The 13,132-nt window shown below is 71.1% G+C and carries 12 protein-coding genes; 5 read left to right on the top strand and 7 right to left on the bottom strand.

Annotated elements, in window-relative coordinates; genetic code table 11:
- Nucleotides 1–50 precede the first annotated feature (50 nt).
- The 5 genes from xylB (at nt 51) to GWI24_RS29210 (ending at nt 5,490) form a co-directional block, all read left to right on the top strand.
- A complete protein-coding gene (xylB, locus tag GWI24_RS29190; RefSeq protein ID WP_210948880.1) occupies nt 51–1,550 on the top strand; it encodes a xylulokinase in 1,500 nt (499 codons plus the stop codon).
- A gap of 70 nt (nt 1,551–1,620) precedes the next feature.
- Nucleotides 1,621–2,592 carry an SMP-30/gluconolactonase/LRE family protein gene (locus tag GWI24_RS29195; RefSeq protein WP_210948881.1) on the top strand — a complete coding sequence of 324 codons (972 nt, stop codon included), beginning with the start codon at nt 1,621–1,623 and terminating at the stop codon, nt 2,590–2,592.
- Entirely contained in the window at nt 2,589–3,644 is a 1,056-nt protein-coding gene (locus tag GWI24_RS29200; RefSeq protein ID WP_210948882.1) for an alcohol dehydrogenase catalytic domain-containing protein, read from the top strand. The genes GWI24_RS29195 and GWI24_RS29200 overlap by 4 nt, the downstream gene beginning before the upstream one ends.
- Nucleotides 3,645–3,646: 2 nt before the next feature.
- Complete coding sequence (locus GWI24_RS29205; protein ID WP_210948883.1) at nt 3,647–4,708, top strand: hypothetical protein; 1,062 nt, start codon at nt 3,647–3,649, stop codon at nt 4,706–4,708.
- Entirely contained in the window at nt 4,705–5,490 is a 786-nt protein-coding gene (locus GWI24_RS29210; RefSeq protein ID WP_210948884.1) for an SDR family NAD(P)-dependent oxidoreductase, read from the top strand. The genes GWI24_RS29205 and GWI24_RS29210 overlap by 4 nt, the downstream gene beginning before the upstream one ends.
- A gap of 67 nt (nt 5,491–5,557) precedes the next feature.
- Here the strand turns inward: GWI24_RS29210 and GWI24_RS29215 are convergent, their stop codons facing one another.
- The 7 genes from GWI24_RS29215 to GWI24_RS29245 all read right to left on the bottom strand — a co-directional run bounded on the left by GWI24_RS29215 (nt 5,558) and on the right by GWI24_RS29245 (nt 13,058).
- On the bottom strand, nt 5,558–6,568 hold the full coding sequence (locus GWI24_RS29215; protein WP_210948885.1) for a substrate-binding domain-containing protein: 1,011 nt from the start codon (nt 6,566–6,568) through the stop codon (nt 5,558–5,560).
- A 36-nt stretch (nt 6,569–6,604) separates the two neighbouring features.
- On the bottom strand, nt 6,605–7,642 hold the full coding sequence (locus GWI24_RS29220; protein WP_210948886.1) for an ABC transporter permease: 1,038 nt from the start codon (nt 7,640–7,642) through the stop codon (nt 6,605–6,607).
- Nucleotides 7,639–9,189: a sugar ABC transporter ATP-binding protein gene (locus GWI24_RS29225; RefSeq protein WP_247617032.1), complete on the bottom strand. Its 1,551-nt coding sequence runs from the start codon at nt 9,187–9,189 to the stop codon at nt 7,639–7,641. Before GWI24_RS29225 ends, GWI24_RS29220 begins: the two co-directional genes overlap by 4 nt.
- A gap of 156 nt (nt 9,190–9,345) precedes the next feature.
- Nucleotides 9,346–10,359, bottom strand: a complete 1,014-nt coding sequence (locus tag GWI24_RS29230) for a TIGR03571 family LLM class oxidoreductase (protein WP_210948888.1) — start codon at nt 10,357–10,359, stop codon at nt 9,346–9,348.
- A 126-nt stretch (nt 10,360–10,485) separates the two neighbouring features.
- Nucleotides 10,486–11,310, bottom strand: coding sequence for an aldo/keto reductase (locus tag GWI24_RS29235; RefSeq protein WP_210948889.1), 825 nt, complete (start codon nt 11,308–11,310; stop codon nt 10,486–10,488).
- A 60-nt stretch (nt 11,311–11,370) separates the two neighbouring features.
- Nucleotides 11,371–11,796, bottom strand: coding sequence for a heme-binding protein (locus tag GWI24_RS29240; protein ID WP_037946352.1), 426 nt, complete (start codon nt 11,794–11,796; stop codon nt 11,371–11,373).
- Nucleotides 11,797–11,852: 56 nt separating this feature from the next.
- On the bottom strand, nt 11,853–13,058 hold the full coding sequence (locus tag GWI24_RS29245) for an MFS transporter (RefSeq protein ID WP_210948890.1): 1,206 nt from the start codon (nt 13,056–13,058) through the stop codon (nt 11,853–11,855).
- Nucleotides 13,059–13,132: the final 74 nt, after the last annotated feature.

Consider the following 13,132-nt stretch of genomic DNA (forward strand, 5'->3'; position numbering starts at 1 on the left):
GCAACGTTCCAGGCCATGCCCGGACACCAGGAAGCTGGGGAGAGACATCCGTGATCATCGCCCATGACCTCGGCACCACCGGGAACAAGGCGTCCCTGCACACCGACGACGGCCGGCTGGTGACGGCGGTGACCATGCGCTACGACACCGACTTCCGGGCCGGTGGCATCGCGGAGCAGGACCCCGAGTCCTGGTGGCGGGCCGTCTGCCGGGCCGGCCGCGAACTGCTCACCCGGAGCGGGACGCCCCCGGAGCGGATCGGCGCCATCGGATTCAGCGGCCAGATGATGGGGGCCGTGCTGCTCGACCGGGCGCACCGGCCGGTGCGGCCCGCGATGATCTGGGCCGACCACCGCAGCACCGAGCAGGCCAGGACGCTGGCCGCCGGGCTCGGCGAGGAGCGCGCCTACCGGCTGCTGGGGCACCGCATCCACCCCACGTACTCGCTGGCCAAGGTGATGTGGGTGCGCGACCACGAACCGCGGACCTTCCGCCGGGTGGCCCATATGTGCCTGGCCAAGGACTACATCGTCCAGCGCCTGACCGGCACGCTCGTCACCGATCCCTCCGACGCCTCCAGCACCAACGCGTTCGACCAGCGGGCGGGTACCTGGTCGCGGGCCGTGCTCGACGCGGCGGCCATCGACCCGGGCCTGCTGCCCGACATCGCGGAGTCCACTTCGGTCGTCGGCGGGGTCCGTGCGCAGGCCGCGGAGGAGGCCGGGGTGCCCGCCGGGGTCCCCGTGGTCATCGGCGGCGGGGACGGCCCCCTCGCCGCGCTCGGCGCCGGGGTGCTGACCCCCGGGGACGGCGCCTACACCTACCTCGGCTCCTCCTCGTGGATCTCGATGTCGGCCCGGCGGCCGCTGTACGACCCGGCCCTGCGCACCATGACGTTCAACCACGTCCTGCCCGGACACTACGTCCCGACGGCCACGATGCAGGCGGGCGGCGCCTCGCTGGAGTGGATCGCGCAGGTGCTGCGCCCGGACGGCGGGCCGGAGCGCATCGCCCGCACCCTGGCGCGGATCGACGACGCCGACACCACGGGGCTCTACTTCCTGCCCCATCTGCTCGGCGAGCGCTCACCGTACTGGAACGCCGACGCCCGCGGCGCCTTCGTCGGGCTCTCCCGGCACCATGGCCCGGCGCATCTGGCGAAGGCCGTACTGGAGGGGGTCGCCTTCAACCTGGCGACCTGCGTCACCGCGTTCCGCGAGGCCGGACATCCGGTCGACCGCGTCGACGCCATCGGCGGTGGTGCGGCGAGCGACCTCTGGCTGCGTGTCCTCGCCGACGTCTGGGGCGCCCGGATCCGCCGCCGCAGCATCGTCGAGGAGGCCAACAGCCTCGGTGCGGCCGTCACCGCCGCCGTGGGCAGCGGCCTGGTCGACGGCTTCGAGGTGGCCCGCGGACTCTCCGAGGTCCAGGCGGAGTTCACCCCGTCCGCGGACCGGCACCGCGACTACTCCGCGCGCCACCGGGAGTTCCTGGACGCCTATCGCAGCCTGGAGCCCTGGTTCGAGAATTCTCATCCACTAGACAACTAGTCCGCACCATGAGAATGTGCCGTGGCCGCCTTCGTGACCGCCTCGCGGTGCCACGACGAACAGGAGCCTCATGCGCCCATCGGTGACGACCGTCCACGCCACCCCCGTCGCGAGCGGGTTCACCTTTCTCGAGGGCCCCCGATGGCACAACGGCGAACTGTTCGCGTCCGACTTCTACAGCGGGCGCGTCCTCGCCTTCCGTCCGGGCCGCTCGCCGGACACCGGCCATGAGGTGCGCACGGTGTGCGAGGTGCCCGGCCGGCCGTCCGGGCTCGGATTCGCGCCCGACGGGTCGCTGCTGGTCGTCTCGATGCTGGAGCGCGCGCTGTTGCGGTGGGACGGCCGGGCGCTCACCACCGTGGCGCGCTTCGGCCACCTCATCGACGGCGTCGCCAACGACATGCTCGTCACCGAGTCCGGCTGGGCCCTCATCGGCAACTTCGGCAATACGGACGCCGAGCCCGACTCCCTGCGCGAGACCGCCCTGGTGCGGGTCTCCCCCGACGGCCGAGCCGATCTCCAGGGCCACGGGCTCGTCTTCCCCAACGGCATGGTGCTCACCGCCGACCGCCGGCGGCTGCTGGTGGCGGAGACCTTCGCCGGACGCGTCTCCTCGTGGCCGGTGACCTGGAGCGGCGACGGAGCGCCCATGCTCGGAGAGCGGCGGGTGTGGAAGCAGTTCGGCTGCCCGCCCGGCCACCTCGATATCGAACGCGCCACCCGCGAGCTTCCCGTACTGCCCGACGGTCTGGCCATCGACGCCCACGACCGGGTCTGGGTCGCCTCCTCGATCGGACACGGCGCGCGGCTGCTCGCGCCGGACGGCACCCTCCTCGCCCGCGTCGAAACCGGCGGCCTCAGCCCCTACGCGGTCGCCATCGGCGGCGCCGACCAGTCCGTTCTCCACCTCTGCTGCTCACCGCCGCTCGGCACCGTCGACCCCGCCGTCACCACCGAGTCGGTGCTGTACGCGGCGGACATCTCGGCACTCCGCCGACCCGCACCCCGCGCCTCCCGCGCCCCAGGAAAGGAGACACCATGACGACCACCACCGCGCCGACCACCACGGTCCGTGCGCTGCGGTTCGCCGCGAAGGAGAAGGTCGCCGTCGTCGACGCACCGCTTCCCGAGCCCGGACCGGGCGAGCTGATCCTCGATATGAAGGCGGCGGGCCTGTGCGGAAGCGATCTGCACTACTTCCATATGACACACGAGGAGATGCGGCACGCCACTCAGCCGCGCTCGCCCGAGATGACGCCCGGCCATGAGATCGCCGGTGTGGTCAAGGCGGTCGGCCCCGGTGTGAGCCACCCACAGGTGGGCGACCGGGTCGCGGTGCAGCACTACTCCGGCTGCGGCCAGTGCGAGAGCTGCCGGCGCGGCTGGGATGTGCACTGCGAGCGCGGAGCGCGGGTGTACTCGCTCAACCGGCCCGGTGGCTGCCAGGACGAGCTGGTCGTCACGGCCAAGGACTGCGTGGTGCTGCCGGACGAGGTGAGCTTCCCCGTCGGCGCGTTCCTCGCCTGTGGCGCCACGACCGCCTACCAGGCGCTGCTCCGCTCGGAGGTGAAGCCGGGCGAGACCGTGGTCGTCATCGGCGTGGGCCCGGTCGGTCTCGCCGTGCTCGCCTGGGCGAAGGCGTTCGGGCTGCGCGCCATCGGCACCGACCCGAGCCCCGAGCGCCGTGCCTTCGCCGAGAGCCTCGGCTACTCCGAGGTCCACGATTCCGCGGGCTTCGACATCGAGGCCGTGGTGCCCGGTGGCGCGAACGCCGTCATCGACACCTCCGGGAATGTCCACGGCCGCCGTACCGCCGTCGAAGTGGTGAAGACCTGGGGCACGGTGGTGTTCGTCGGGCTCGGCCCCGACTTCGCCATCGACCCGGTACCGGACCTGATCATGCGTCAGGTGACCCTGCGCGGGGTGTTCGTCTTCAGCGTGCCGCTGATGATGGAGGCCGTGGCGGAGGCCGCCCGGCTCGGTGTGGACCTCGCTCCGATCATCACCAGCGTCTCCTCGATCGAGGACGGCCCCGACGCCTTCGCGGACTTCGCCGCGGGCAGCGTCGGCAAGTCGGTCATCGGATGGGAGTGAGCATGGCGAGCGCGACCTCGGTCCGGCCCGTCGACGGCGGCGCGTGGACACTGGAGAACGACACGGTCACGGTGGTGGTGAACCCGGCCCGGGGCACCGACATCCTCTCGCTGGTCTGGAAGGCCACCGGCGAGGAGATCCTGTGGCGCAGCCCGCACTGGGTGGACCGGGTGCCGGCCGCCGACACGGCGGACGCGAGCGATGTGTCGTTCTTCGACAACTACGCGGGCGGCATACAGGAGTTGTTCCCGAACGCGGGGCCACCGACCAGCGTGCGCGGCGCTCCGCTGCCGTTCCACGGCGAGGCGGCCCGTCGTTCCTGGGCGGCCGAGGCCGTGGAGACGGCGGACGGGACCGCGCTGCGGTGCGTCACCCGGCTCGCCCGCTACCCGTTCCGCATGACCAAGACCTTCTCGCTCGACGGCTCCGTGCTGCGTTTCCGGAGCGAGGTGGAGAACCTCTCCACCCGGGCCCTGCCCTCGAACTGGGGCCTGCATCCCGCCTTCAACACCGCGACCGTGGCCCGCGCGGCCACCGTGTACGGCCCGTTCGAGGAGCTCACCGCGCATCCGGAGGACTTCGGCGCCCGGCAGTGGATGACACCCGGCGAGAAGCGGCGGGTGCCCGCCGTGGCCCCGGGCGTGGGAGCCCTCGAACTCGCGCCGGGTGAGGGTCCGACGGCCGACCTCGGCTACGCCACCGTCACGGGCGGCTGGTTCGGGCTGCGCTCACCGGGCTGCGGCCTGGTGGCGACGATGAGCTGGCAGTCCGAGCTGTTCCCGGAGATCTGGGTGTGGCAGGAGTGCCACGCGCCCGACGACTACCCCTGGTGGGGCACCGAGCACATCGTGGCGGTCGAACCGCACACCACCTCCCCGTTCATGCCGCTCGGCGAGCGGCTGGAGCGCCCCGGCGTGCCCGTCATCGCCGGAGGATCCACGCTGAGCGCCGAGTTCACCCTCGGCGTTCATCCCATCGCCGACGACGAGGTGCCGGTCGATGTCGACGAACGGGGCGTACCGGTGCTGATCAGCATCCCGGACGAGGGAGAGGGCGTGGCATGAGCCGATTCACCGATCGCGTCGCGATCGTCACCGGGGCGGGGGCGGGCATCGGCCGGGCCGCGGCCGAGCGCATCGCGGGCGAGGGCGGCTCCGTGGCCGTCTTCGACATCTCGGCCGAGCGCGCCGAGGAGTCCGCGCGGACGATCGCCGGTGCCGGTGGCTCCGCCACGCCCTTCGCGGTGGACGTCTCCGACCCCGACCAGGTGCGGAAGGCCGTGGACGAGGTGGTGGCCACGCTCGGCGTTCCGTTCTCGCTGGTGAACAGCGCGGGCATCCTGCGCATCTCCCCCGCCCTGGAGATGAGCGCGGACGACTTCGACACGGTACTCGGCGTCAATCTGCGCGGGGTGTTCCTCATGGCCACCGCGGTCGCGCGGCACATGGTGGCGGCGAAGCGGCCGGGCCGTATCGTCAACGTCTCGTCGATCCACTCGGTGATCTCGCTGCGTGAGGCGGCCGCCTACGCCGCCTCCAAGGGCGGGATCGAGGCGCTCACCTTCACCCTCGCGGGAGAGTGGGCCGAGCACGGCATCACGGTCAACGCGGTGCGCCCGGGGGCCACTTGGTCCGCGCTGACCACGCCCCTCTACACCGACGACGTCGTGGCCTCGCTGAACCGGCGCATCCCGCTCGGCGCGGTGGCCCGCGCCGAGCAGGTGGCCGCGGCGATCGCCTATCTGGCCTCCGAGGACGCCTCGTACTCGACCGGGGCGACGCTCTCGGTCGACGGCGGCTACACCATCAACGGCGACATGCCGGACGCGGTCTACGAACGCGATTGACCCCGCACATGGGGCAGGGGCCGGAATCTCACGATTCCGGCCCCTGGCGTATGCGCGCGGCCCCGGCTCAGAACACGGAGCGCGGGTCGAGGAAGTCGTCCACGTTCTCGCAATTGATGCCCGCGGCCTTGGTGTACCGCTGCTTCGCGATGTCCTTGGGCGCCACGTCGCCGGTGCCGATCCGCAGCGCGAGGTCGAAGGCGAGGTCGGCGGCCAGCTTCGGCGAGTTCAGGCCCGTGGAGATGTACCGGCCTTCGCACCCGCCCGCCCTGATCTCCTGGAGCGCCTGCTTCTGCCCGTCCGCCGCCGCGGCGACCAGCGTCTTCTTGTTGCCCTTGTCGCGCAGGGTGCTGAGGGCTCCGAGCGTCATCGAGTCGTTGAGGCCCACGATCAGGTCAACGTTCCGGTGTGCGGCGAGGATCGACTCGGTGGCCGGTACCGCGGCGTCCTGGGAGTAGTTCGCTGGAGTTCTGGCCACGATGTGGTACCTGACGCCACCGGCGCGCAGACCGTCGAGGAATCCACGCTGGCGGTCGGGGCCGACGATCTCGTCGTCAGGGCCGCCGTTGAGGACGGCCAGGCTGATCGTCGAGCCATGGTGGAACCGCTTGGCCGCGAGCCGGCCCGAGAGCTTGCCGATCGTGTAGTTGTCGGAGGAGACGGAGGTGACACCGACCCCCTCGATACCGGTGTCGACGAAGACCAGCGGCACCTCCCCCGCCACGTCCTTCAGCTGTACCTTCTGCGTCTTCGGGCTCATCGCGTCGACCACGAGGACGTCGATGCCCTGCGCCACCAGGGTCTGGGCCTGGTTCAGCTGGGTGACGGCGTCCCCGTCGGCGTTCTGCACCTCCAGGTGGAAACCCCGCTTCCTGGCCTTCTTCCTGGCCGCGTCGACCATCGCCGCGAAGTAGGGCGCGTCCAGCTGCCGCTGGGAGAATCCGATCGTGACATCGGTGGGCTTCTTGGCCTGCCTGGGGCCGCCCGAGGACGCCTTGCCACCGATGGTCGTACAGCCGGCCAGGACCAGCGCCGCCGCGGACAGCGCGGCGAGCGAGCCCCGTCGCATGGTTGTCATGCAGATCTCCGTGTCGTGTCTGGTCATGCGCCGGGCTCAGGAGTGTGCGGTCCGCTGCCGACGGCGCCGGGTGAACTGGACGGTGGTGAGGACCATCGCGAAGATGATCAGGGCCCCGCGGAAGGCGTCCTGCAGAAATGTGGAGACGTTGAGCAGCACCAGCAGGTTGGAGATCACGCCGAAGATGAGCGTCCCCAGGAACGCGCCGAGCACCCGGCCGCGGCCGCCCACGAGGCTGGCACCGCCGATGACCACCGCCGCGATCGAGTCGATCTCGTAGTTGTCCCCTCCGGTCGGAGTGGCCGCGCCGATGCGGGCGGCGAGCAGGAAGCCCGCGAAGCCGACCAGCACACCGGCGATCACATACACCGTGATCATGGTGGCCTTCACCGGCACACCGGAGGCGTGGGCGGCCTCCTTGCTGCTGCCGAGCGCGTACACACGGCGCCCGAACACGGTGCGTCGGGTCAGGAAGGCCATGGCCATCGCGAGCACGATCCACACGATGCCGAGCACGGGGACGCCGCCGATCGCCGTCGTGGCGATGGCGCGGAAGTCCGCGGCGTGGGGGCTGATCGGCTGGCCCTCGGTGTAGGCGTAGACGAGCCCGCGGCCCAGCGCGAGCATGCCGAGGGTCACGATGAACGCTTCGAGCCCGCGGTAGGCGATGAGATAGCCGTTGAAGACACCGATGGCGCCGCCCAGCACGATCGCCACCGCCACGGCGAGCAACGTGTTCCCGCCGCCGAAGAGACCGGCGGAGAGCACACCGGCGAGCCCGGCGACCGCGCCGACGGAGATGTCGATGCCACCGGTGAGCACGATGAGGAACTGTGCGAGGGTGACGATGCCGATCACCGAGACCTGCAGCAGCAGGTTGGACACGTTGTACGAGGAGAAGAAGGCGTCGGAGGTGAGGCCCGCGAAGATCAGCAGCACGATGAGGATGTAGAGCGGGTACTGCTCCTTCGCCCACTGCCCGGCCCGGCGGAGCGTCAGCCCGTGGGCGGGCGCCGTCCCCTCGTCGTCCGCGGCTGGTGCGGCGGCCGTCCTGGTCGCGGTGTCGTGGGTCACTGGACTTCTCCTCCGAGGGCGGTACGGGTCAGGTCGTCGGTGGTGCTGGTCTTCGAGACGAACTCGCCGGCGATGACGCCGTCGCGCAGCACGATCACCCGGTTGCACAGGGCCAGGGCCTCTTCGGCCTCGCTGGTGACGACCACGACCGCCTTGCGCCGCTCCGAGAGGCCCCGCACGATCTGATAGATGTTCAGCCGGGCACCGACGTCGATGCCCTTGGTCGGTTCGTCCAGCACGACGACATCGGGCTCGCTCTCGAGCGCCTTGGCGATGCACACCTTCTGCTGGTTGCCACCGGAGAGCGAGCTGGTCAGCTGGCCGGCGCCGCCCTTGATCCCGAAGTCGGAGACCAGCCGCGCCACCCGGCGCCGCTCCCGGTGGGTGTGCATCACTCCGCGGGTGGAGAACGCGCCCAGCGTGCTCAGCGTGAGGTTGGTGGCGTTGTCGAAGTCCTTGACGAACCCCTCGCGCCTGCGGTCCTCGCTGAGATAGGCGATCCCCTGGCGCAGGGCGGCGCGCGGTGAGCGCGGGTTCACCTCGTGGCCGCGCACCCGCACGGTGCCGGTGTCGCGGTGCTGGTGGCCCGAGATGGACCGGGCGAGGGAGCTGCGCCCGCTGCCGACCAGTCCGTAGACGCCGACGATCTCGCCTTCCCGCACCGAGAAGGAGATGCCGGACGCCGATCCCGCGGACACGTCCCGCACCTCCAGCAGGGTGGGGGCGTCCGCAGCGGCCACCGGCTCGGGTGGCTCGAGGGCCATGACGGCCTCGCCGATCATGAGCGTCATGATCTCGTCGGGTGTGGTGTCCGCGGTGTCGACCACATCGACTAGGGAGCCGTTGCGCATGACCGCGATGCGGTCGGCGAGCGCGAACACCTCCGGCATGCGGTGCGAGACGAAGACGACCGTGGCACCGGCTTCGCGCTCCTTGCGCACGAGTGCCTCGACGTCCTTGAAGTGCTCCTCGGTGGTAGAGGCGGTGGTCTCGTCCAGCAGCAGCACCCGGTGCTCGTTGACCTGGGACCGGCTGAGCGCCACCATCTGACGGGGGCCCGGGCCGAGCCGTCCGGCCGGCATCGCGAGGTCCACATCGCGCATCCCGACCACACCGAGGGCGGCGCGCGTACGGTCCGCGCGGTCGCGCCCCCCGACGAGCTGCCATGGCCGGCGGCGGCCCGCCGCGCTGAGGCCGGTCAGCCAGACGTTCTCCTGGACGCTGAAAGTGTCGACGATGACCGGCTCCTGGTGCATGAGGAGCACTCCGGCGTCCAGGGCCGCGGAGGGTGTGGTGATCTCGCCGTCGTATCCGTCCACGATCACCCGCCCACTGGTGGGGCGCTCCTGACCGGCGAGCAGCTTGGTCAGCGTCGACTTGCCGGCGCCGTTCGCACCGCAGATGGCGAGCACCTCGCCCGCGTAGCCGCTCAGGGTGACATCGGAGACGGCGACGACGCCCGGGTAGGCCTTGCCGACCCCGTCCAGAGTGAAGGTGACCGTCCTCGGCGGTGGTGACGCGGATGCCGAGGACGCGGCCGCGCCCATCCTGCTCACTTCGACTGCTCCCTTGCGCTAGGCACGTCACTCCTCGTCGAGAAGGCCGATCACTGCTGCCCATGGCTCCGTGGGGGCCCGGGCTGGACCTTTTTTCTCATGAGATGAACGCCGTGTCTACTGCGCGGGACAAACGAATGCGACGGACTACCCGGCCGCAAGCCCCTCGGCGACGGCAGGCGAGGGGAAGTGCGGCAGTACGTGGCCGGTGAGTTCGGCCAGGACGTCCTCGACGGGGCGGTCGTTCGGCCGCAGGTTGAACGCGACATGCGCGACGCCGAGGGCGGACATCTTCTCCAGGTGCTCCACGAGTCCCTCCCGGCCGGTGCGGAGGCCGAGCCGGATGGTGGTGGCGGGGGCCGCGGGGTTGGGCAGGAGGTCGAGCATCATGGGGGTCAGATAGGGCTTGGGGCGGTCGGCGGTCAGCCGCCGCCACTGCTCCGTCTTCAGACGGAGCGCTCCCAGGTCACGGGGGTAGTTGAGGCTCGCGTCGACGTGTTCCGCGATCCACTCCGGGCTCTGCTGGGCGTTGCCCGCGACCGCGATCGGGATGGTCCCGTCGGTGGGCTTGGGCAGGACGTCGAGTTGCCGGTCGGGGGTGAGGCCGAGCCGGGGCAGATCCAGCCCCTGGCCGGTGGGCGGGGTGGCCCAGGCGGTGCGCAGCACCTCGACGCCGGTGCGGAAGGTCTCGGCGCGGGTGGTGAACTCGACGCCGAAGAGCGGGTATTCGACGGGCCGGTCACCACTGGCCAGGCCGAGGACGAAGCGCCCGCCGGACAGGACGTCGACGGTCGCGGCCGCCTTGGCGACCAGAAGTGGCCGGCGCAGTGGCAGGACGACGGCCGCGGTGCCGAGTACCGCGCGTTCGGTGACCGCCGCGAGATGTCCCAGGTGGGTGAAGGTCTCGAACACCGACCCGGCGTCGCCGAAGTGCACCGGGTCGTACAGCGGGACGTCACGGACCCACAGGGCGGCGAATCCGGACCGGTCGGCGAGACGGGCGAGTTGAGCGTGTGCGTCGAGGGACGGTACGCCGAAGGGGCGGCCCGCCTTCCGGTCGGTGGCCGGCCGGGACTGCCCCCAGTCGTTGTCCAGGGGGAGTTCCAGGCCGAGGGTGAGGCGGCCATCGGGGTGGGTCAGACGGTTCAGGGCAGTGGACATGATGCGAGGACGGCTTCCGGGAGAGGGGAAACGGGGGCGGGAACGGGCCGCGCCGCCCCGGCCGGCTGATGAGCACGGCCGCGGCGGCGCGGTCGAGTGGGGCGGTCCAGTGGCGTGGTGGCCGGGTCAGTTGAGGGTGTCGGGGTCCGGCCCGGTGCGCTGACCGCGGTCGAGAGCGCTGATCGCCTCGATGTCCTCAGGGGTGAGGGTGAAGTCGAAGACGTCGATGTTCTCCCGGATGCGGGCGGGGGTCACGGACTTGGGGATCACGACGTTCCCCAGCTGTAGGTGCCAGCGCAGGACCACCTGGGCGGGCGTCTTGCCGTGCCGCCGCGCTATCGCGGTGAGGGCGGGGTCCTGGAGAAGGGCGCCCTGGGCCAACGGGCTCCACGCCTCGGTGGCGATGTTGTGCTGGGCGTGGAAGGCCCGCAGCTCCCCCTGCTGGAGGTAGGGGTGCAGCTCGACCTGGTTGATGACCGGGACCACACCGCTGTGGTCCAGCAGCCGCCCCAGATGGGCGGGCTGGAAGTTGGACACGCCGATGGCGCGGGTGCGGCCGTCGGCCAGCAGCTTCTCCAGGGCGCGCCAGGTGTCCAGGTAGAGGTCACGGGCGGGGGTGGGCCAGTGGATCAGGTAGAGGTCCACGTAGTCGGTGCCGAGCTTGGCCAGGCTGGCGTCGAAGGCCGCGAGGGTGGAGTCGTGACCCTGGTCGGCGTTCCACAGCTTGGTGGTGAGGAACAGCTCCTCGCGGGGGACACCGGACTCGGCCAGGGCACGGCCGACCCCGGCCTCGTTGCCGTAGATGGCCGCGGTGTCGATGGAGCGGTAGCCGGCCTCGATGGCGGAGAGCACCGCGCCGGTGGTCTGCGCGTCCTCCACCTGGAAGACGCCGAAGCCCAGCTGCGGGATCTCGATGCCGGTGTGGAGGGTGACGTTGGGTACGGAGGTCATGGTGTCCTTCGTCGGGTCGTATGTGTTGTGGGGTTCTGGGGTCTCGGTGGTTCGGGGGTCTCAGCCGAGCGTCGCGACCGCCGTGGTGGCGATCTCGTGGTCCTGCTCGGGAGCGCCGCCGCCCACGCCGAGCGCGCCGATCAGCCGGCCGTCGCGGTGGACCGGGACGCCACCGGCGATGAACAGCAGCGGGCGGTCGAGGGCGGTGGGCAGGGTGTGGAAGGCGCCTCCGGGCTGGACCGCGTCGACCAGGCCCGCGGTGGGGGCGTCCAGCTGGAGCGCGGTGAACGCCTTGCGGGTGCTGGTCTCCCCCGCGATCAGTACGGCCCGGTCGTCGCGCCGGAAGGCCAGCAGATGGCCACCGGCGTCGAGGACGCTGATGGCGGCCGCCACCCCGGCCGCCTCGGCGGCGGCGCGGGCGGCCTGGACGAGGGCCTCGGCGTCCTTCGTGGTCAGCGGGGCGACGGCGGTCTCGGGGGTGCTCATGGCGGGTCGGTCTCCTTGATGGTGGTGGTGCTGTTCGGTGTTCGGTACGGGGTGGCTCAGTGCCGGCCGGTGAGCGCGTGGGCCGGTTCGGTGGTGGCGCCGTCGTGGCCGCGGCGGGCGTCGCGGCGCTCCAGGGCGGCCGAGAGGACGGCGAGGACCAGGGCGGATCCGGCGAGGATGGCGCCGACCCAGTTGGGCGCGGTGTAGCCGAGTCCGGCCGAGATCACCAGGCCGCCGAGCCAGGCCGAGAGCGCGTTGCCCAGGTTGAAGGCGCCGATGTTGACGGCGGAGGCGAGGGTGGGGGCACCCGCCGCGTGGTCCAGCACCCGCTTCTGCAGCGGGGGAACGGTCGCGAAGCCCAGGGCGCCGACGAGAGCGATGGAGATGGCGGCCGCGATCTTGTTGTGCGCGGTGAACGTGAACGCGGCCAGCACCAGCGCGAGGGCGCCCAGCGATACGTACAGCATCGGCATCAGGGCCCGGTCGGCGAACCGGCCGCCGAGGAGGTTGCCGCCGACCATGCCGAGGCCGAAGAGGACCAGCAGCCAGGTGACGGAGGAGTCCGCGAAGCCCGCGACCTCGGTCATCATCGGCGCGATGTAGGTGATGGCGGCGAAGACACCGCCGAAGCCGAGCACGGTCATCGCCATGGCCAGCAGTACCTGTGCGTTGCGGAAGGCCGCCAGCTCATGGATCAGGTGCACGCCCTCCGGCTTGGGGATGTCGGGAACGAGCTTGGCGATGCCCGCCAGGCCGATCACGCCGAGCGCCGCGACGAGGAAGAAGGTGGTCCGCCACCCCAGCGACTGGCCGACCGAGGTGCCGAGCGGCACGCCGACGACGTTGGCGACGGTCAGGCCCGTGAACATCATCGAGATGGCTCCGGCCTTCTTCTCGGGTGCGACCAGGTCGGCCGCGACGACCGATCCGATGCCGAAGAACGCGCCGTGCGCGAAGGAGGCGACGATCCGTCCCACGGCCATCACGCCGAAGGCGGGCGCGACCGCGGAGAGCAGATTGCCCACCACGAACAGCGCCATCAGCAGCATCAGCATGCGCTTGCGGGAGATCTTCGTACCGAGCGCGGTCATCAGCGGCGCGCCGACCATGACGCCGAGCGCGTAGCCGGTCACCAGGAACCCGGCGGTGGGGATGGACACATCGAAGTCCCCGGCGACCTCGGGCAGCAGGCCCATGATCACGAACTCGGTGGTTCCGATCCCAAAGGCCCCGATGGCGAGGGCCAGCAGTGCGATGGGCATGAAAGTTCACTCCAAGTGATTGCTACCGCCCTTTACGAGCATCCACAATACTTGCAGACGCAGTAATTGCAAGC

Origin of the sequence: Streptomyces sp. MK37H, assembly GCF_018035285.1 — a bacterium.
Lineage (GTDB): Bacteria > Actinomycetota > Actinomycetes > Streptomycetales > Streptomycetaceae > Streptomyces > Streptomyces endocoffeicus.